19 protein-coding genes are annotated in these 20525 nt (G+C 51.6%); 12 read left to right on the top strand and 7 right to left on the bottom strand.

The features are described from left to right. Positions 1-11: 11 nt before the first annotated feature. Both modF and modE read right to left on the bottom strand, forming a co-directional pair. Complete coding sequence (modF, locus tag HEN21_RS09150) at positions 12-1484, bottom strand: molybdate ABC transporter ATP-binding protein ModF (protein ID WP_176252625.1); 1473 nt, start codon at positions 1482-1484, stop codon at positions 12-14. Between the two features lie 67 nt (positions 1485-1551). Further along, positions 1552-2340, bottom strand: coding sequence for a molybdenum-dependent transcriptional regulator (modE, locus tag HEN21_RS09145; protein ID WP_176252624.1), 789 nt, complete (start codon positions 2338-2340; stop codon positions 1552-1554). A 128-nt stretch (positions 2341-2468) separates the two neighbouring features. Between modE and acrZ the strand changes: the two genes are divergently transcribed. From acrZ to modC, 4 genes are all read left to right on the top strand, one after another. Next, complete coding sequence (gene acrZ / locus HEN21_RS09140) at positions 2469-2618, top strand: multidrug efflux pump accessory protein AcrZ (RefSeq protein WP_000891515.1); 150 nt, start codon at positions 2469-2471, stop codon at positions 2616-2618. A gap of 166 nt (positions 2619-2784) precedes the next feature. After that, positions 2785-3558, top strand: a complete 774-nt coding sequence (gene modA / locus HEN21_RS09135) for a molybdate ABC transporter substrate-binding protein (protein WP_176252623.1) — start codon at positions 2785-2787, stop codon at positions 3556-3558. Further along, positions 3558-4247: a molybdate ABC transporter permease subunit gene (gene modB, locus HEN21_RS09130; RefSeq protein WP_000604034.1), complete on the top strand. Its 690-nt coding sequence runs from the start codon at positions 3558-3560 to the stop codon at positions 4245-4247. Before modA ends, modB begins: the two co-directional genes overlap by 1 nt. A 2-nt stretch (positions 4248-4249) precedes the next feature. Continuing rightward, complete coding sequence (gene modC / locus HEN21_RS09125) at positions 4250-5308, top strand: molybdenum ABC transporter ATP-binding protein ModC (protein WP_000891689.1); 1059 nt, start codon at positions 4250-4252, stop codon at positions 5306-5308. Here the strand turns inward: modC and ybhA are convergent, their stop codons facing one another. Further along, a complete protein-coding gene (gene ybhA, locus HEN21_RS09120; protein WP_000213423.1) occupies positions 5309-6127 on the bottom strand; it encodes a bifunctional pyridoxal phosphate/fructose-1,6-bisphosphate phosphatase in 819 nt (272 codons plus the stop codon). It lies immediately after the preceding gene. A 154-nt stretch (positions 6128-6281) separates the two neighbouring features. Here ybhA and pgl point away from each other — a divergent pair, with 154 nt between their 5' ends. Then, positions 6282-7277 carry a 6-phosphogluconolactonase gene (gene pgl / locus HEN21_RS09115; protein ID WP_176252622.1) on the top strand — a complete coding sequence of 332 codons (996 nt, stop codon included), beginning with the start codon at positions 6282-6284 and terminating at the stop codon, positions 7275-7277. A 40-nt stretch (positions 7278-7317) separates the two neighbouring features. On the opposite strand, the gene HEN21_RS09110 is transcribed toward pgl, so the two are convergent. Beyond that, on the bottom strand, positions 7318-8271 hold the full coding sequence (locus tag HEN21_RS09110; RefSeq protein WP_000679976.1) for a LysR family transcriptional regulator: 954 nt from the start codon (positions 8269-8271) through the stop codon (positions 7318-7320). A 184-nt stretch (positions 8272-8455) separates the two neighbouring features. Between HEN21_RS09110 and HEN21_RS09105 the strand changes: the two genes are divergently transcribed. The 3 genes from HEN21_RS09105 to HEN21_RS09095 all read left to right on the top strand — a co-directional run bounded on the left by HEN21_RS09105 (position 8456) and on the right by HEN21_RS09095 (position 13346). After that, positions 8456-9508 (top strand): 4-oxalomesaconate tautomerase, encoded by a 1053-nt coding sequence (locus tag HEN21_RS09105; RefSeq protein WP_000723669.1) that lies wholly within the window; start codon positions 8456-8458, stop codon positions 9506-9508. Positions 9509-9583: 75 nt separating this feature from the next. Then, the gene (locus tag HEN21_RS09100) at positions 9584-11017 is read left to right on the top strand and encodes an anion permease (RefSeq protein WP_001036486.1); all 1434 of its coding nucleotides are present in this window, start codon (positions 9584-9586) and stop codon (positions 11015-11017) included. 67 nt (positions 11018-11084) lie between these two features. After that, complete coding sequence (locus HEN21_RS09095) at positions 11085-13346, top strand: hydratase (protein ID WP_176252621.1); 2262 nt, start codon at positions 11085-11087, stop codon at positions 13344-13346. A gap of 140 nt (positions 13347-13486) precedes the next feature. Here HEN21_RS09095 and HEN21_RS09090 read toward each other — a convergent pair whose 3' ends face one another. The 3 genes from HEN21_RS09090 to bioA all read right to left on the bottom strand — a co-directional run bounded on the left by HEN21_RS09090 (position 13487) and on the right by bioA (position 16746). Next, on the bottom strand, positions 13487-14770 hold the full coding sequence (locus HEN21_RS09090) for a putative acyl-CoA thioester hydrolase (RefSeq protein WP_001091595.1): 1284 nt from the start codon (positions 14768-14770) through the stop codon (positions 13487-13489). A gap of 151 nt (positions 14771-14921) precedes the next feature. Then, a complete protein-coding gene (locus tag HEN21_RS09085; protein ID WP_000767387.1) occupies positions 14922-15398 on the bottom strand; it encodes a kinase inhibitor in 477 nt (158 codons plus the stop codon). Between the two features lie 58 nt (positions 15399-15456). Continuing rightward, on the bottom strand, positions 15457-16746 hold the full coding sequence (gene bioA / locus HEN21_RS09080; protein ID WP_105286604.1) for an adenosylmethionine--8-amino-7-oxononanoate transaminase: 1290 nt from the start codon (positions 16744-16746) through the stop codon (positions 15457-15459). Between the two features lie 86 nt (positions 16747-16832). On the opposite strand from bioA, the gene bioB reads away from it, so the two are divergent. Genes bioB through bioD form a run of 4 tightly spaced genes read left to right on the top strand, consistent with a single transcriptional unit; the run spans position 16833 to position 20439 of the window. Beyond that, on the top strand, positions 16833-17873 hold the full coding sequence (gene bioB, locus HEN21_RS09075) for a biotin synthase BioB (protein ID WP_000951213.1): 1041 nt from the start codon (positions 16833-16835) through the stop codon (positions 17871-17873). Next, positions 17870-19027, top strand: a complete 1158-nt coding sequence (gene bioF / locus HEN21_RS09070) for an 8-amino-7-oxononanoate synthase (RefSeq protein ID WP_176252620.1) — start codon at positions 17870-17872, stop codon at positions 19025-19027. The genes bioB and bioF overlap by 4 nt, the downstream gene beginning before the upstream one ends. Continuing rightward, entirely contained in the window at positions 19011-19766 is a 756-nt protein-coding gene (gene bioC / locus HEN21_RS09065; protein WP_176252619.1) for a malonyl-ACP O-methyltransferase BioC, read from the top strand. The genes bioF and bioC overlap by 17 nt, the downstream gene beginning before the upstream one ends. Next, on the top strand, positions 19759-20439 hold the full coding sequence (bioD, locus tag HEN21_RS09060) for a dethiobiotin synthase (RefSeq protein WP_176252618.1): 681 nt from the start codon (positions 19759-19761) through the stop codon (positions 20437-20439). The genes bioC and bioD overlap by 8 nt, the downstream gene beginning before the upstream one ends. Positions 20440-20525: the final 86 nt, after the last annotated feature.

Genomic DNA, 20525 nt, shown 5'->3' with positions numbered 1-20525 from the left:
GCACTACCGACTCAATTTATTTTTGTCAGCACATAGCGATAGAGTCCACCGTCCGGCACGAACTCCAGACGATGTGTAATACAGGCTGGCGCATCTTCGGCGTGGTGTGAAACAAACAACAACTGCGTTTCACCTTCGCTAATCAGCACATCAACAAATCTACGGATAAGCTGGCGATTGAGTGGATCAAGCCCCTGCAATGGTTCATCAAGAATAAGCAAGGTCGGATGCTTCACCAGTGCGCGGACGATCAGCGCCAGACGCTGTTGCCCCCAGGAAAGGCTATGGAAAGGAGCGTCTGCGGTGCGTTTATCAATGCCGAGAATATCCAGCCACTGCTGCACCAGTTTTTGCTGGCGATCCGAAACGGCCTGATAAATGCCAATCGAATCAAAATAGCCAGAAAGAATCACATTACGCACGGTAGTGCTGACCCGGTAATCCAGATGCAAACTACTGCTGACGTAACCGATATGTTTTTTGATATCCCAGATGGTTTCACCGCTGCCGCGACGCCGACCAAACAGCGTTAAATCGTTGCTGTAACCTTGCGGATGATCGCCCGTGATCAGGTTTAATAACGTCGATTTTCCTGCGCCATTTGGCCCGACAATTTGCCAGTGCTCGCCAGGATTCACCTGCCAGCTAAGGTTGTTAAGAATGGGGCGATCGTTATAAGAAACCACACCATTGTTCAGCACAATGCGCGGTTCGTTGGCGGGTAAGGCGTGACGCGCTGAAGGCTCATCCGGCTCCGGCAGTTGCATACCTTCAAGCTGTTCGCTATGCGCCAGTTGCGCAACGAGAGCTTGCTGGAGCAGTTCCTCTTTAGCTCCCGTTTCTGCTAACGTGCAATCCGCCAGCACTCCGGCAAACTGGACAAATTCCGGGATCTCATCAAAGCGATTGAGCACCAGTACCAGAGTAATACCGGACTGATGTAACGAGGCGAGCAGTTCTGCCAGTTGCTGACGTGAGGCAACATCAAGACCATCGAACGGTTCATCAAGAATCAGTAAATCAGGATCTGACATCAGCGCCTGACAGAGCAGGGTTTTTCGCGTCTCGCCAGTGGAAAGGTATTTAAATCGTCGGTCGAGGAGGGCGGTAATACCGAACTGCTGCGCCAGTTGCAAACAACGCTGTGCATCTTTAACTTCATCCTGAATGATCTCAGCCGTGGTACGCCCGGTGTCATCTTCGCCAGGACTAAGCATATCGGTGTTATTCCGCTGCCATTCATCGCTGACGAGCTTTTGCAATTGCTCGAAGGAGAGACGAGTGATGTGGAAAAACTGGCTTTGCCGTTCACCTTTCAAAAGCGGAAGTTCCCCCGCCAGCGCGCGGGCCAGCGCCGACTTCCCGCTGCCATTTGAACCGACAAACGCCCAACTATCACCCGCGTTTAACGTTAGCTGAGACAATTGCAGCGTTTTTGTGTCGCTAAGACGAAACGTGCCTTGCAAAATTTGCAACGATGACATTTTATATCCCATTTTTTGCAGCGATTACTGACAGGGATACTTGTTTCATAACAAATTGTCAACACGCTTAGCACAGCGTGGCGATAATCACGCTGTCGGCATTAAAGTAGGCCGTGACATTCTGCCCTTGCTCAAGAGAAGCCGCTTCATTTACCGGCACCGTGGCGCACAGGGTTTGCCCGTCGGGTAGCGCCATTAATACTTCGCACTGCTCCGCGCCGCGCTCAATATGACTAATAATGCCCGGCAATTGGTTGTCGGCGTTTTGTGCGACCGCCTCGTCCTGAGTAATACCTACCCACGGCGCTTTCAGCAGTATCAATACTTCTTTGCCTTCATCCAGACCCAGACGCGCGCCGCTTTGCGCGGTAATCGCGACTTTTAATCGTGTTTTACCATCAGCCAGTAGGACATCAACATGCTGTTGAACGTCATCATTATCGCGGGCGGTGATGGTGCCGAACCACTGGTTACGGGCGCTGGTCTGCAGTGAAAAACGTGAGATAGCTGCCAGCAGGCTGTTCAGCGGCAGGGCGTCGTCGTCACTTAACACATCAAAGGCTTTTTGCTGGATCTGCGCCAGGAGATCATAGAGCTGAATCAGCCGCTGGCCATAGCGGGTCAGTACCGCGCCACCGCCACCTTTTCCTCCTGTAGCACGTTCAACCAGCGTATGTTCGCTTAACTGATTCATCTCGTTAATGGCATCCCAGGCGCTTTTATAGCTGATACCGGCATCTTTCGCCCCCTGGCTGATAGAACCGGAAAGGGCAATGTGTTTTAGTAGCGAAATGCGGCGTGGGTCGGCAAATAGCTTTTGTTGAAGCTTAAGGGTGAGAAGGATTTCGGCCTGCATAACAATGTCCTGGCAAAAGTCTTATTGTGACGGAAAACGAACGCCACGCAAAGCTGACCGCACAAAAGGGGAGTGCTTTTCTGTGCTTAGCGGTTAGAATAGTGACAGGACTATATCTGGAGTTGACCATGTTAGAGTTATTAAAAAGTCTGGTATTCGCCGTAATCATGGTACCTGTCGTGATGGCCATCATCCTGGGTCTGATTTACGGTCTTGGTGAAGTATTCAACATCTTTTCTGGTGTTGGTAAAAAAGACCAGCCCGGACAAAATCATTGATTCCCTGAATGCCCGCTTAGTCGGGCATTTTCTTTTTCTCAACTTCCTGCTTTTCCTGCCGATATTTTTTCTTATCTACCTCACAAAGGTTAGCAATAACTGCTGGGAAAATTCCGAGTTAGTCGTTATATTGTCGCCTACATAACGTTACATTAAGGGGTTACCAATGGCTCGTAAATGGTTGAACTTGTTTGCCGGGGCGGCACTCTCTTTCGCTGTTGCTGGCAATGCACTAGCAGATGAAGGGAAAATCACGGTGTTCGCCGCCGCATCACTGACTAACGCAATGCAGGACATTGCTACGCAGTATAAAAAAGAGAAAGGCGTGGATGTGGTTTCTTCTTTCGCTTCGTCATCTACTCTCGCCCGTCAGATTGAAGCGGGTGCCCCTGCGGATCTGTTTATTTCTGCCGATCAGAAATGGATGGATTATGCGGTTGATAAAAAAGCGATCGACACTGCCACGCGACAGACATTGCTCGGCAATAGCCTGGTCGTTGTAGCACCGAAAACCAGTGCACAGAAAGATTTCACCATCGACAGCAAAACTAACTGGACTTCGCTGCTGAATGGCGGTCGCCTCGCGGTTGGCGATCCGGAACATGTCCCTGCTGGCATTTATGCAAAAGAAGCACTGCAAAAACTGGGCGCATGGGATACGCTCTCCCCGAAACTGGCTCCGGCGGAAGATGTTCGAGGCGCGCTGGCGTTGGTCGAACGCAATGAAGCGCCGCTGGGCATTGTTTACGGTTCTGACGCAGTTGCCAGCAAAGGGGTAAAAGTGGTCGCCACCTTCCCGGAAGATTCGCATAAAAAAGTGGAATACCCGGTTGCTGTTGTGGAAGGGCATAACAATGCGACAGTGAAAGCATTTTATGATTATTTGAAAGGGCCGCAGGCTGCGGAAATCTTTAAACGTTACGGATTTACAACTAAGTAATGATACTGACCGATCCAGAATGGCAGGCGGTTTTACTAAGCCTGAAAGTTTCTTCCCTGGCTGTGCTGTTTAGCCTGCCGTTTGGGATCTTTTTTGCCTGGTTACTGGTGCGTTGCACGTTTCCGGGCAAAGCTCTGCTCGACAGCGTGCTGCATCTACCGCTGGTGTTACCGCCAGTAGTCGTCGGCTACTTGCTGTTAGTTTCTATGGGACGGCGCGGATTTATCGGTGAACGCCTGTATGACTGGTTTGGCATTACCTTCGCCTTTAGCTGGCGCGGCGCGGTTCTCGCTGCCGCCGTCATGTCTTTTCCGCTGATGGTGCGGGCAATTCGTCTGGCGCTGGAAGGCGTTGATGTCAAACTGGAACAGGCCGCAAGAACACTCGGGGCTGGGCGCTGGCGTGTTTTCTTTACCATCACGTTACCGCTGACTTTGCCGGGAATTATTGTCGGTACGGTGCTGGCTTTCGCTCGTTCGCTCGGTGAATTTGGTGCAACCATCACCTTTGTTTCTAACATTCCTGGTGAAACGCGAACCATTCCTTCGGCCATGTATACCCTGATCCAGACCCCCGGCGGGGAAAGCGGTGCGGCGAGACTTTGCATCATCTCTATTGCGCTGGCGATGATCTCCTTGCTGATTTCAGAATGGCTGGCCAGAATCAGCCGTGAGCGGGCGGGGCGCTAATCATGCTGGAACTGAATTTTTCCCAGACGTTGGGCAACCATTGCCTGACCATTAATGAAACGCTGCCCGCCAACGGCATCACTGCTATCTTTGGCGTCTCCGGTGCCGGAAAAACCTCGCTGATTAACGCCATCAGTGGACTGACACGTCCGCAAAAAGGGCGGATTGTCCTCAATGGTCGGGTACTAAATGACGCCGAAAAAGGTATCTGTCTGACGCCAGAAAAGCGTCGCGTTGGCTATGTGTTTCAGGATGCGCGGCTGTTTCCGCATTACAAAGTGCGTGGCAATCTGCGCTACGGCATGGCGAAAAGCATGGTCGATCAGTTCGACAAGCTGGTGGCGCTTTTAGGCATTGAACCGTTACTTGAACGTTTACCGGGCAGCCTGTCCGGTGGCGAAAAACAGCGTGTGGCGATTGGTCGGGCATTGCTGACGGCGCCGGAATTGCTGTTGCTGGATGAACCACTGGCATCACTGGATATTCCGCGTAAACGCGAACTGTTGCCTTATCTGCAACGTCTGACGCGGGAAATTAACGTTCCTATGTTGTATGTCAGCCATTCTCTGGATGAGATCCTCCATCTGGCAGACAGAGTGATGGTGCTGGAAAACGGTCAGGTGAAAGCCTTTGGCGCGCTGGAAGAAGTCTGGGGTAGTAGCGTGATGAATCCGTGGCTACCGAAAGAGCAACAAAGTAGCATTCTGAAAGTGTCGATACTGGAGCATCATCCGCATTACGCAATGACCGCGCTGGCGCTGGGCGATCAGCATTTGTGGGTCAATAAGCTGGACGAGCCGTTACAAGCTGCGCTACGTATTCGCATTCAGGCTTCCGATGTCTCGCTGGTTTTACAGCCTCCGCAGCAAACCAGCATTCGTAACGTGTTGCGCGCAAAAGTTGTTAATAGCTATGACGACAACGGTCAGGTGGAAGTCGAACTGGAAGTCGGTGGTAAAACGCTGTGGGCGCGTATTAGCCCGTGGGCCAGGGATGAACTGGCAATCAGACCTGGCCTGTGGCTGTACGCGCAAATTAAAAGTGTGTCGATAACCGCCTGATTAAATCAGGTGGCTATAAATGAACTGGGCAATGCTGTCGGTGGTGTTATCCCCAATCACAATGTTGGCGCGTGCTTTTACTGCGTCATCGGCGTTGCCCATCGCTACACCCGTTCCGGCGGCTTCCAGCATACTGATATCATTAAAGTTATCGCCAAACGCAATCACATCATCCATCGACCAGCCTTGTGCCTCAATCCATTTCGTCAGGCGTCTACCTTTGCTGTTGCCGCCGCGTGCAATATCAACTTGATCGTGCCAGGACCATTCGCACTCCAGTCCTAATTCATGTTCAACATGCTTACCAAAATGCTGCAATCGCGGCAGGTCATCGTGCGTCAGGGCGAACTTCCACACCGCCTTAACTTCTTGTGCCGTCTCGGCCAGCGAGGCAACCTGGGTAAAGGTCGGACGCTGTTCTGGCGGCAGGGTTTGCGCCCAGTTAGAAGTACGAATAACATGCCCGGTCGGGTGTTCATACACCATTGCATCATCGACATACATCAGGCCGTGAATATGGTGTTCATTCAGCATCTCAATGAGTTGCAGGGCTTTATTAACAGGCATTGGATCGGCTTCAAGCACGGTTTTTGCATGATAATCATACAAATAGGTGCCGTTACAGCAAATAGCAGGTGTATCCAGCGCCAGCGCCTGATAAAAAGGATGAATAGCGACGTGATGGCGACCTGTGACGATGATTAATTGATAGCCAGCTTCGCGAGCGCGAGCCAGTGCTTCTATAGATGAGGGAAGCAGGGTCTTTTTCGGGGTCAATAAGGTGCCGTCTAAGTCGAGAGCAATCACGCGTGTGGTCATGGCGTTTTCCAGATTAAGGTTAAGAATTTTCGTCTAAGCGAATGGTACACCGATACCACTATCGGACAAAATTCTGCGCTTTAATTCAGCATTCACCGCCAAAAGCGACTAATTTTAGCTGTTACAGTCAGTTGCTAAATGCAAAGGAGCATTCATGAAGCAAACAGTTTATATCGCCAGCCCTGAGAGCCAGCAAATTCACGTCTGGAACCTGAATCATGAAGGCGCACTGACGCTGACGCAGGTTGTTGATGTGCCGGGGCAGGTGCAGCCGATGGTGGTCAGCCCGGACAAACGTTATCTCTACGTTGGCGTTCGCCCTGAGTTTCGCGTCCTGGCGTATCGTATCGCCCCGGACGACGGTGCTCTGACATTCGCCGCAGAGTCGGCGCTGCCGGGTAGCCCGACGCATATTTCTATCGATCACCAGGGACAGTTTGTCTTTGTAGGTTCTTACAATGCGGGTAACGTGAGCGTAACGCGACTGGAAGATGGCCTGCCAGTGGGCGTCGTCGATGTGGTCGAGGGGCTGGACGGCTGCCATTCCGCCAATATCTCACCGGATAACCGCACGCTGTGGGTTCCGGCATTAAAGCAGGATCGCATCTGCCTGTTTACGCTCAGCGATGATGGTCATCTGGTGGCGCAGGACCCGGCGGAAGTGACGACCGTTGAAGGCGCTGGGCCGCGTCATATGGTGTTCCATCCAAACGAACAATATGCGTATTGCGTCAATGAGTTAAACAGTTCAGTGGATGTCTGGGAACTGAAAGATCCGCACGGCAATATCGAATGTGTCCAGACGCTGGATATGATGCCGGAAAACTTCTCCGACACCCGTTGGGCGGCTGATATTCATATTACTCCGGATGGTCGTCATTTATACGCCTGTGACCGTACCGCCAGTCTGATTACCGTTTTCAGCGTTTCGGAAGATGGCAGCGTGTTGAGCAAAGAAGGTTTCCAGCCAACGGAAACCCAGCCGCGCGGCTTTAACGTTGATCACAGTGGCAAGTATCTGATTGCCGCCGGGCAAAAATCTCACCACATCTCAGTTTACGAAATTGTCGGCGAGCAGGGGCTACTGCATGAAAAAGGTCGCTATGCGGTCGGGCAGGGGCCGATGTGGGTGGTGGTGAACGCACACTAACCGTTGAGTTACCCGGCGCAGTATTTCCTGCGCCGGGGTATTACCCCATCTCCTGTAACGCATGTCTCTGGCGTTCGACGATATTGGTCCATAAATTGTCTTTATCATCAGTCCACAAATTAATCAGCAAAGCAAAAAAGCGTTCTGCTGCCGGAGAAAGCACGGCATCTTTGCGACGAATAATCCCCAATGTCCGACGTATAACGGGTTCCACCAGCGGGATACCAATAATCGAAGAATAGGGCGCATGAGGCATTGCCAGGCCTGGAAGCGCCGAAATCCCCAGTCCTGCTTCCACCAGTCCTAATGACGTCGAAAGATGACGCACTTCGTAAAACCAGTCCAGCTTCCAGGGTTTGTCGGACAATTTTTGCTCAATCAGCAGTCGGTTGCCGCTGGAGGAGCGCACGCCAATCATTTTGTAACCTACCAGTTCCTGCCATTCCACTAGCTGCTTTTTGGCTAATGGGTGGTCACGCCGACAGGCCAGCACAAACGGCTCGTTGACCAGTGGCGTAAAATCGATGGATGAATTTGTGATGTTGTTCATGTTTATGCCAAAGTCCGATTCGTTGCACAGCACCGATTCCATGCAATTATTCGTGCCTTGTTCCAGAATTCGCACTTTAATATTGGGATATAGCTCATTAAATTTGCCAATTGCCAACGGCAAGAAATAAAACACGGCGGTAGGAATACACGCTAATGTCACCATACCACGATGATAAATATTCATATCGCGAATATTAAACAGTGTTTCATCGAATTTTTTTATTAATTCCCGCGCCTCAGGAAGCAACATTCTCCCCGCTTTTGTTAAAGTAACCTTGCGAGTTGTACGCTCAAAGAGTTGAATATGTAAATCCTCTTCCATCTTTTTTATTCTGCGCGTTAATGCAGGTTGCGTAATATTAAGTAATTTAGCAGCATTGTTAAATGAACTGGACTCTGCCAGCGTGACAAATGCTTTCATACTTGATAACTCATGCTTCATTATTACTCCGGAAAATGGAAGCGGTGCTTTTTAGTGATTTGCAGTTAAACCAGTTTAACTGCCTTTTAATCACTTAAATTAATGAAAAAATGTTATTAATCGTGAAGCTAAAGTCATTAGAGATGCTTTGCCCTTAATGTAACCATATCGCAATAAGTTATGTTTTTAAATTGAGGGCATTATTATGAAAAAAATACCCTGCGTGATGATGCGAGGTGGAACCTCGAGGGGCGCGTTCCTGTTAGCGGAACATTTACCTGAAGATCAAACGCAGCGCGATAAAATATTGATGGCAATTATGGGTTCCGGTAATGATCTGGAAATTGACGGTATCGGCGGCGGTAATCCGCTGACCAGTAAAGTCGCCATTATTAGCCGTTCCAGCGATTCTCGTGCTGATGTCGATTATTTGTTTGCGCAGGTAATCGTCCATGAGCAACGTGTCGATACCACACCTAACTGCGGCAATATGTTATCTGGCGTTGGGGCATTCGCCATTGAAAATGGTTTGATTGCAGCGACATCACCGGTCACCCGCGTGCGTATCCGCAACGTCAATACAGGCACGTTCATCGAAGCCGATGTGCAAACGCCAAACGGTGTCGTCGAGTATGAGGGTAGCGCCAGAATTGATGGTGTACCAGGGACAGCCGCGCCGGTCGCGCTCACTTTCCTGAATGCTGCCGGAACAAAAACCGGAAAAGTTTTCCCGACGGATAATCAGATTGATTATTTTGACGATGTCCCGGTGACTTGTATCGATATGGCGATGCCAGTCGTTATTATTCCGGCTGAATATCTGGGAAAAACAGGCTATGAATTACCAGCGGAACTGGATGCCGACAAAGCATTATTAGCCCGCATTGAATCTATCCGTCTACAAGCGGGTAAAGCAATGGGCTTGGGCGATGTCAGTAATATGGTTATCCCTAAACCTGTACTTATTTCTCCAGCACAGAAAGGCGGGGCGATCAATGTGCGTTATTTTATGCCGCATTCTTGCCATCGCGCGCTGGCGATAACTGGTGCTATTGCCATTTCCAGTAGCTGTGCGCTGGAAGGCACCGTCACCCGACAAATCGTCCCTTCTGTTGGATACGGCAATATCAATATTGAACACCCCAGTGGTGCGCTTGACGTTCATTTAAGCAATGAAGGTCAGGATGCCACGACGTTACGCGCATCTGTTATTCGGACGACCAGAAAAATATTTTCCGGTGAAGTTTATCTTCCCTGAAAAAATTCTTTGTCGTGATAAGGACAATCAATAAAGGACTTCTGTATGAGTCATACAGAAAGAACAGGATTTTAAATGAATAAGAAATCGTTATGGAAGCTAATTCTGATATTAGCGATCCCATGTATTATTGGCTTTATGCCAGCTCCGGCAGGATTAAGTGAACTGGCGTGGGTACTGTTTGGTATCTACCTGGCGGCAATTGTGGGTCTGGTTATTAAGCCATTCCCGGAACCTGTCGTACTGTTAATTGCGGTTGCCGCTTCGATGGTGGTCGTGGGTAACTTATCCGACGGTGCATTTAAAACCACCGCCGTATTAAGCGGTTACTCTTCCGGTACAACCTGGTTGGTGTTCTCGGCGTTCACCTTAAGCGCCGCGTTTGTTACCACCGGCTTAGGTAAACGTATCGCCTATCTGCTGATTGGTAAAATTGGTAGCACAACCCTCGGGCTGGGTTACGTTACCGTATTCCTCGATCTGGTACTGGCTCCGGCAACACCGTCTAACACCGCGCGTGCGGGCGGCATTGTGTTACCGATCATCAACAGCGTGGCGGTGGCTCTTGGGTCCGAACCGGAAAAAAGCCCGCGTCGTGTTGGACATTACCTGATGATGTCCATTTACATGGTCACCAAAACCACCAGCTACATGTTCTTTACCGCAATGGCGGGGAACATTCTGGCGCTGAAAATGATCAACGACATTCTGCATCTGCAAATTAGCTGGGGTGGATGGGCGTTGGCCGCTGGTTTGCCGGGCATCATTATGCTGCTGGTCACTCCGCTGGTGATTTACACCATGTATCCGCCAGAAATTAAAAAGGTCGATAACAAAACCATCGCTAAAGCGGGCCTTGCCGAACTGGGACCGATGAAAATCCGTGAAAAAATGCTGCTCGGTGTCTTTGTGCTGGCGCTGCTGGGCTGGATTTTCAGTAAGTCTCTGGGGGTTGATGAATCCACTGTGGCAATCGTTGTTATGGCAACCATGCTGCTGCTGGGTATCGTTACCTGGGAAGATGTGGTTAAAAATAAAGGCGGCTGGAATACCTTAATCTGGTACGGCGGTATTATCGGTTTAAGCTCCTTATTATCAAAAGTTAAATTCTTCGAATGGTTAGCTGAAGTCTTTAAAAATAACCTGGCATTTGATGGTCATGGCAACGTTGCCTTCTTTGTCATTATTTTCCTTAGCATCATCGTGCGTTATTTCTTCGCTTCTGGTAGTGCCTATATCGTTGCTATGTTGCCGGTATTTGCCATGCTGGCGAACGTCTCCGGCGCACCGTTAATGTTAACTGCGCTGGCGCTGCTGTTCTCCAACTCTTACGGCGGCATGGTCACTCACTATGGCGGCGCGGCAGGTCCGGTCATCTTTGGCGTGGGTTACAACGACATTAAATCCTGGTGGTTGGTCGGTGCGGTACTGACGATATTAACCTTCCTGGTGCATATCACCCTTGGCGTATGGTGGTGGAATATGCTGATCGGCTGGAACATGCTGTAAATACTCAAAAATATCCATTCATTATTTTTCTGCGCACTTTACGGTGCGCAGATATCTGGAGCATTTGATGATCAAGTTATCTGAAAAAGGCGTGTTTCTCGCCAGTAATAACGAAATAATTGCCGAAGAACATTTCACCGGCGAAATTAAAAAAGAAGAAGCAAAAAAAGGCACTATTGCCTGGTCTATTCTCTCTTCTCATAACACGTCCGGAAATATGGACAAACTTAAAATTAAGTTTGATTCCTTAGCCTCCCACGATATTACCTTTGTTGGTATTGTACAGACCGCTAAAGCGTCCGGCATGGAACGTTTCCCGCTGCCGTATGTGCTGACCAACTGCCATAACTCACTGTGCGCCGTCGGCGGCACCATTAACGGTGATGACCATGTTTTTGGTTTATCGGCAGCGCAGCGTTATGGCGGTATTTTTGTGCCTCCGCATATTGCGGTCATCCATCAATATATGCGTGAAATGATGGCAGGCGGCGGCAAAATGATCCTCGGTTCAGACAGCCACACCCGTTACGGTGCGTTAGGTACAATGGCGGTCGGCGAGGGCGGCGGTGAGCTGGTAAAACAACTGCTTAATGACACCTGGGATATCGACTATCCGGGCGTTGTTGCGGTGCATTTGACTGGAAAACCAGCACCCTATGTGGGGCCGCAGGATGTGGCGCTGGCAATTATCGGCGCGGTGTTCAAAAACGGCTACGTCAAAAATAAAGTGATGGAGTTCGTGGGGCCAGGTGTTGCTGCGCTCTCTACCGATTTCCGTAACAGCGTTGACGTTATGACCACTGAAACCACCTGTTTAAGTTCTGTCTGGCAAACCGATGAAGAAGTCCATAACTGGCTGGCGCTGCACGGTCGCGGCCAGGATTACTGCCAGCTTAACCCTCAACCGATGGCGTACTACGATGGGTGCATTAGCGTTGATTTAAGTGCCATCAAACCAATGATTGCGCTGCCGTTCCACCCGAGCAACGTGTATGAAATCGACACGCTGAACCAGAACCTGACCGACATTCTGCGTGAGATTGAAATCGAGTCCGAGCGCGTGGCGCACGGTAAAGCCAGACTCTCGCTGCTGGATAAAGTCGAAAATGGTCGCCTGAAAGTACAACAGGGGATTATCGCAGGCTGTTCTGGCGGTAACTATGAAAACGTTATTGCAGCGGCGAATGCACTGCGTGGTCAATCCTGTGGCAACGACACCTTCTCGCTGGCGGTTTATCCGTCATCACAGCCGGTGTTTATGGATTTAGCCAAAAAAGGCGTGGTAGCAGATTTGATTGGCGCAGGCGCAATCATCAGAACTGCGTTCTGCGGCCCATGCTTTGGGGCAGGTGATACGCCAATCAACAACGGTTTGAGTATTCGCCACACCACGCGTAACTTCCCGAATCGCGAGGGCTCTAAGCCAGCTAATGGTCAGATGTCAGCGGTTGCATTAATGGACGCCCGTTCTATCGCTGCGACTGCGGCAAACGGTGGCTATTTAACCTCTGCCAGCGAGCTGGATTGCTGGGACAACGTGCCGGAGTATGCCTTCGATGTAACGCCGTATAAAAATCGCGTCTATCAAGGCTTTGTGAAAGGGGCGACCCAGCAATCGCTGATCTACGGACCAAACATTAAAGACTGGCCGGAATTGGGCGCGCTGACTGACAATATCGTCCTCAAAGTGTGCTCGAAGATCCTCGACGAAGTGACCACCACCGATGAACTGATTCCTTCCGGGGAAACCTCTTCGTATCGTTCAAATCCGATTGGTCTGGCGGAGTTTACCCTGTCACGCCGCGATCCGGGTTATGTCGGCAGAAGTAAGGCCACCGCTGAGCTGGAAAATCAGCGTCTGGCAGGAAACGTTAGTGAACTGGCAGGGGTGTTTGCGCGTATTAAACAGATTGCTGGTCAGGAACATATTGATCCGCTGCAAACTGAAATTGGCAGCATGGTTTATGCGGTCAAACCAGGTGATGGTTCTGCGCGTGAACAGGCGGCGAGCTGCCAGCGTGTGATTGGCGGTCTGGCGAATATTGCCGAGGAATACGCGACTAAACGTTACCGTTCTAATGTCATCAACTGGGGGATGTTACCGCTGCAAATGGCAGAAGTGCCGAACTTTGAAGTGGGGGATTACATTTATATTCCTGGCATTAAAGCGGCGCTGGATAATCCAGGTACAACCTTCAAAGGTTATGTGATCCATGAAGATGCGCCGGTAACGGAAATTACGCTTTACATGGAAAGCCTGACTGCGGAAGAGCGTGAGATTATCAAGGCGGGTAGTTTGATTAACTTCAATAAAAACCGTCAGATATAAAAAGCGCCATGTGAATGTAGGTCGCATCCGGCACTTATTGTCGGATGCGATGCTGGCGCATCTTATCCGACCTACAAATCACATCGACCCGTAGGCCGGATAAGGCGTTTACGCCGCATCCGGCAATGAGTTAATAGCTCTTATTTCTTTGCTTCTGCAACCACTTTGCTACCCACGCCACGGTTATTGTATTCCCACATGCGGTTGTAGTTAGTGTCATTCAGATTGCGCTGTACTTCGTCGTTATCATCAACGCTGCCGGTGTTACCCGCAAACGGACGATTAGAGATCACCGCATCGGCCCACGGTTTAGCCGTGTTAAAACCTTCGTTGATGGCGCTATCACGGATCACTACCTGACCGTTGGTATTGGCATCAACATCCAGCGAGCGGCCCAGCTGCGCGACGCCATCACCGGAAGCATTGAAACGGCTGTTTACCGCGAGGAAACCGTAGTAAATATTGGACAGCGTAGCCGGTGCAAACACATACGCTTCTTGCTGAGTACGTGAGTTCACCACGCGGAATTCGGTATTATCGAACACCACTGCACCACGGCCGGAAACGATATCCACATCCCCTTCGATGTAGCTATTAGTTACCAGAGTACGCGGCTGACGGTTGGTTTCCAGACGGTTCTGCACACCACTGTTGGTAACAAAGAAGGTATTCTGACGACCGAGAATGTTAACGTTGTTGATCTGCACTTTATCGCCGTCAGTACGCAACGCCACTGCCGGATGGTTACCCGCATCTACGCTATCGCCCAGGGTGTTTTCAATGGTCAGGTTTTGCAGTTGCAGACCATTGTTTTGTGACCAGAAGACCGCAGAACAGAGAACGCCGATGCTGTTGCTGCGTTTGCTCTGGCAGCTATCGTACATGTACCACGCTGGTTTACCTGGCATATATTTGCCGCGCGGGTTGACGTCATGACGCCAGTCGGCAGGGCTCATTCCACCATCAAGGGAAAGCCCAATCTTCACATCAATCGGTTTTTCGCCCATACCGTAGACAGTGATTCCCCCCGGAGCGGCAGGGACATAAACTGTACCTTCATACTCACCTGGCATCACGGCAATATACTGGCGCTTATTTGTACGCTTGATAATCGCCGCATCTACCGCCGCCTGAATCGTGGTATGCGTTACACCTTGAGTACCCGCCGGGCCGACAACAAAGTCAGGTTGCGCAGGCAGGGTAATCGGGGAAGGATTCCATGCTGTAGCACCTGGCGTCAGGGACGCAAAATAGTGTTGAGCATCGAAATTCTGCGCTTCTTTTGCCGACAGAATCGGGCGAGAAGACGTACCAGGTGCTACTTGATCGGAAGGACGTTGATCGGGCGGTGTTGAGCTACAGGCGGTCAGCGTCACGCCAAAAGCCAGTGCCAGCGCCAGACGGGAAACTGAAAATGTGTTCACAGGTTGCTCCGGGCTTTGAAATGGAAAAATGAATCCGTTGAAGCCTGCTTTTTTATACTAACTTTAGCGAAACGGGAAGGTAAAAAGACAAAAAGTTGTTTTTAATACCTTTAAGTGATGTCAGATGGCCTGGCACCATCTGACAGAACATTTAACTGAACATCGCGGTAATTGATGCGCTGGCGAGAGAGTGGAAATGAACGTTAAAACCGACCATCGCGCCGCTGGCACCTTCATCGACATCAATACGTTCTACATCCAGCGCGTGAACGGTAAAAATGTAGCGATGGGTTTCGCCTTTCGGCGGCGCTGCGCCATCGTACCCGGTTTTACCAAAATCGGTGCGTGTCTGGAGCACGCCATCAGGGATTGCTACCAGACCAGAGCCAAATCCTTGCGGCAATACACGGGTATCGGCAGGCAAGTTAACAACTACCCAGTGCCACCAGCCGGAGCCGGTTGGCGCATCCGGGTCGTAGCAGGTGACGACAAAACTTTTCGTTCCCGCAGGAACATCATCCCACGCCAGATGTGGCGAAATATTATCGCCATCGTAACCCATGCCGTTAAAGACATGACGATGCGGCAGCTTATCGCCATCGCGCAGATCATTACTGATGAGTTTCATTAACCCTCCTTTCTTGTTTGCAGAAAGTGTAGCCAGAAACCCTCACGCTGACTTCCCGTTATTGGCAAAAAAATGTTTCATCCAGTACGGCGTGATTTACCGCTGCGGTCAGGCGCTGCAACTGTTCCGGGCGAATAATATAAGGCGGCATCAGGTAAATCAGTTTGCCAAAAGGCCGGATCCACACACCCTGCTCGACAAAGAATTTTTGCAGTGCTGCCATATTCACCGGACGAGTGGTTTCGACCACGCCAATTGCCCCCAGCACGCGCACATCGGCAACCATTTCGGCGTCACGGGCTGGTGCCAGTTGCTCGCGTAGTTGCGCTTCAATATTTGCCACCTGCTGTTGCCATTTACCGGATTCGATAATCGTCAGGCTGGCGTTCGCTGCCGCGCAGGCCAGCGGATTGCCCATAAAAGTTGGCCCGTGCATAAAGCAACCGGCTTCGCCGTTACTAATAGTTTCCGCAACCTGACGTGTGGTGAGCGTAGCGGAAAGGGTCATCGTGCCGCCGGTTAAGGCTTTACCGAGGCATAAAATGTCCGGCGCGATCCCCGCATGTTCACAAGCAAACAGTTTGCCGGTTCGACCAAATCCGGTGGCGATCTCGTCGGCAATCAGCAAGATACCTTCGCGATCGCACATTTTGCGGATTCGTTTTAACCATTCCGGATGGTAGATGCGCATCCCGCCTGCGCCCTGGACAATCGGTTCAATGATCACCGCAGCAATTTCATGACGATGCGCCGCCATCAGGCGCGCAAAGCCCACCATATCGCGCTCATCCCATTCGCCGTCCATGCGGCTTTGCGGAGCCGGGGCAAACAAGTTTTCTGGCAGATAGCCTTTCCACAGGCTGTGCATTGAGTTGTCAGGATCGCATACCGACATCGCGCCAAAAGTATCGCCATGATAACCATTGCGGAAGGTCAGAAAACGCTGGCGCGTTTCGCCTTTGGCCTGCCAGTACTGCAACGCCATCTTCATCGCCACTTCTACCGCCACGGAACCGGAGTCCGCGAGAAAAACGCACTCCAGCGGTTGTGGCGTTATCGCCACCAGTTTGCGGCAAAGTTCGACGGCTGGCGCATGGGTGATACCGCCAAACATCACATGCGACATGGCATCAATTTGCGACTTCATCGCCGCATTAAGCTGCGGGTGATTGTAACCGTGGATCGCTGCCCACCAGGACGACATACCGTCAACCAGGCGTCTGCCGTCAGACAAAATCAGCTCGCAACCTTCCGCGCTCGCCACCGGATAAACCGGCAGCGGGGAGGTCATGGATGTGTATGGGTGCCAGATATGGCGTTGGTCAAAGGCAAGATCGTCCGTTGTCATAATTGACTTGTAAACCAAATTGAAAAGATTTAGGTTTACAAGTCTACACCGAATTAACAACAAAAAACACGTTCTGGAGAAGCCCCATGGCTCACCGCCCACGCTGGACATTGTCGCAAGTCACAGAATTATTTGAAAAACCGTTGCTGGATCTGCTGTTTGAAGCGCAGCAGGTGCATCGTCAGCATTTCGATCCTCGTCAGGTTCAGGTCAGCACTTTGCTGTCAATTAAAACCGGTGCTTGCCCGGAAGATTGCAAATACTGCCCGCAAAGCTCGCGCTATAAAACCGGGCTGGAAGCCGAACGGTTGATGGAAGTTGAACAGGTGCTGGAGTCGGCGCGCAAAGCGAAAGCGGCGGGATCGACACGTTTCTGCATGGGCGCGGCGTGGAAGAATCCCCACGAACGCGATATGCCGTACCTGGAGCAGATGGTGCAAGGGGTAAAAGCGATGGGCCTGGAGGCGTGTATGACGCTGGGCACGTTGAGTGAATCTCAGGCGCAGCGCCTCGCGAACGCCGGGCTGGATTACTACAACCACAACCTCGACACCTCGCCGGAGTTTTACGGCAATATCATCACCACACGTACTTATCAGGAACGTCTCGATACGCTGGAAAAAGTGCGCGATGCCGGGATCAAAGTCTGCTCAGGTGGCATTGTGGGCTTAGGCGAAACGGTAAAAGATCGCGCCGGATTATTGCTGCAACTGGCAAACCTGCCGACGCCGCCGGAAAGCGTACCAATCAACATGCTGGTGAAGGTGAAAGGCACGCCGCTTGCCGATAACGACGATGTCGATGCCTTTGATTTTATTCGCACCATTGCCGTAGCGCGGATCATGATGCCGACCTCTTACGTGCGCCTTTCTGCCGGACGCGAGCAGATGAATGAACAGACTCAGGCGATGTGCTTTATGGCCGGGGCTAACTCGATTTTCTACGGTTGCAAACTGCTGACCACGCCGAATCCAGAAGAAGATAAAGACCTGCAACTGTTCCGTAAACTGGGGCTGAATCCGCAACAAACCGCCGTTCTGGCGGGCGATAACGAACAACAGCAACGTCTGGAACAGGCGCTGATGACCCCGGATACCGACGAATACTACAACGCGGCAGCCCTATGACCTGGCAGGAGAAGATTAACGCGGCGCTCGATGCGCGGCGTGCTGCCGATGCTCTGCGTCGCCGTTATCCGGTGGCACAAGGCGCCGGACGCTGGCTGGTGGCGGACGAACGCCAGTATCTGAACTTTTCCAGCAATGATTACCTCGGTTTAAGCCATCATCCGCAAATTATCCGTGCCTGGCAGCAGGGTGCGGAGCAATTTGGCGTCGGCAGCGGTGGTTCTGGTCACGTCAGCGGTTATAGCGTGGCGCATCAGGCGCTGGAAGAAGAACTGGCCGAGTGGCTGGGCTATTCGCGGGCACTGCTGTTTATCTCTGGTTTTGCCGCTAATCAGGCGGTCATTGCCGCGATGATGGCAAAAGAAGATCGCATCGTTGCCGACCGGCTTAGCCATGCTTCCTTGCTGGAAGCTGCCAGTTTAAGTCCGGCGCAACTTCGCCGTTTTGCTCATAACGATGTCGCTCATCTGTCGCGCCTGCTTGCTTCCTCCTGTCCGGGGTTGCAACTGGTGGTGACAGAAGGCGTATTCAGTATGGACGGCGATAGTGCGCCGCTGACGGAAATCCACCGGGAGACGCAACAGCACAACGGCTGGTTGATGGTCGACGATGCACACGGTACGGGCGTTATCGGTGAACAGGGGCGCGGTAGCTGCTGGCAACAGCAGGTGAAACCAGAATTGCTGGTTGTTACTTTTGGTAAAGGATTTGGTGTCAGCGGTGCGGCGGTGCTTTGCTCTGAAACTGTGGCGGATTATCTGCTGCAATTTGCCCGTCATCTTATCTACAGCACCAGTATGCCGCCCGCTCAGGCGCAGGCATTACGTGCGTCGCTGGCGGTCATTCGCAGCTATGAGGGTGATGCACGGCGCGAAAAACTGGCGGCACTCATTACGCGTTTTCGTGCCGGAGTGCAGGGTTTGCCGTTTACTCTTGCGGATTCACGTAGCGCCATTCAGCCATTAATCATCGGTGATAACGCTCGTGCATTACGCCTGGCAGAAAAACTGCGCCAGCAAGGTTGCTGGGTAACAGCGATTCGCCCACCAACCGTACCCGTCGGCACCGCGCGTCTACGCTTAACGCTAACCGCAGCGCATGAAACGCAGGATATCGACCGTTTGCTGGAGGTGCTGCATGGCAACGGTCAATAAACAAGCCATTGCGGCGGCATTTGGTCGGGCTGCCTCACAATATGAGCAACACGCAGAGTTACAGCGCCACAGTGCCGACGTCTTACTGGCAATGCTCCCACAGCGTAAATACACCCACGTACTGGACGCTGGTTGTGGACCTGGCTGGATGAGTCGCCACTGGCGAGAACGTCACGCGCAGGTGATGGCGTTAGATCTCTCGCCGCCAATGCTTGCCCAGGCACGCCAGAAGGATGCCGCAGATCATTATCTGGCGGGGGATATCGAATCCCTGCCGTTAGCGACTGCGACGTTCGATCTTGCATGGAGCAATCTCGCGGTGCAGTGGTGCGGTAATTTATCCACGGCACTCCGCGAGCTATACAGAGTGGTGCGCCCCGGCGGCGTAGTGGCGTTTACCACGCTGGCGCAGGGTTCGTTACCCGAACTGCATCAGGCGTGGCAAGCGGTAGACGAACGCCCCCATGCCAATCGCTTTTTACCGTCAGCAGATGTTGAACAGGCGCTAAAAGGTTTTCGTTATCAACATAATATGCAGCCTATCACGCTGTGGTTTGATGATGCGCTCAGTGCCATGCGTTCGCTGAAAGGCATTGGCGCAACGCATCTTCACGCAGGGCGCGACCCGCGAGTATTAACCCGTTCACAGCTACAACAACTGCAAATGGCCTGGCCGCAACAGCAGGGGCTATATCCCCTGACGTATTATCTTTTTTTGGGAGTAATTGCTCGTGAGTAAACGCTATTTTGTTACCGGAACGGACACCGAAGTGGGTAAAACCGTTGCCAGTTGTGCACTGTTGCAGGCCGCGAAGGCCGCAGGTTACCGAACGGCAGGCTACAAACCCGTTGCCTCCGGTAGCGAAATGACTGCAGAAGGTTTACGCAACAGCGATGCACTGGCGTTACAGCGCAACAGCAGCCTGCAGCTGGATTACGCCACGGTGAATCCATACACCTTCGAAGAGCCGACCTCGCCGCATATCATCAGCGCGCAAGAGGACAGGCCAATTGACCCATTGGTGATGAGCGCCGGATTACGTGCGCTGGAACACCAGGCTGAGTGGGTGTTAGTGGAAGGTGCTGGCGGCTGGTTTACGCCGCTTTCGGATTCCTTCATGTTTGCAGATTGGGTAACGCAGGAACAACTGCCGGTGATTCTGGTCGTTGGGGTAAAACTGGGCTGCATCAATCATGCAATGCTGACAGCACAGGCCGTACAGCAGGCAGGGCTAACACTCGCAGGCTGGGTGGCGAACGATGTCACGCCGCAGGGTAAACGCCACAGTGAATATATGGCTACGCTCACCCGAATGATCTCCGCGCCGCTGCTGGGGGAAATCCCCTGGCTCCAGGAAAATCCAGAAAGTGCGCTAACCGGAAAATATATAAATCTCACATCACTGAAGTAGCAAAAAAATTGGTTGAATTGCGAGCGAGATCGCGTCTTCGCTCGCCCGTAATTTAACCAATAAAATGCTAAAAAAATCGCGAAAAA

This window comes from Escherichia sp. 93.1518, from assembly GCF_013368915.2.
In the GTDB taxonomy this organism is placed as follows: Bacteria; Pseudomonadota; Gammaproteobacteria; order Enterobacterales; family Enterobacteriaceae; genus Escherichia; species Escherichia ruysiae.
This window is presented reverse-complemented; position numbering and strand designations above follow the sequence as displayed.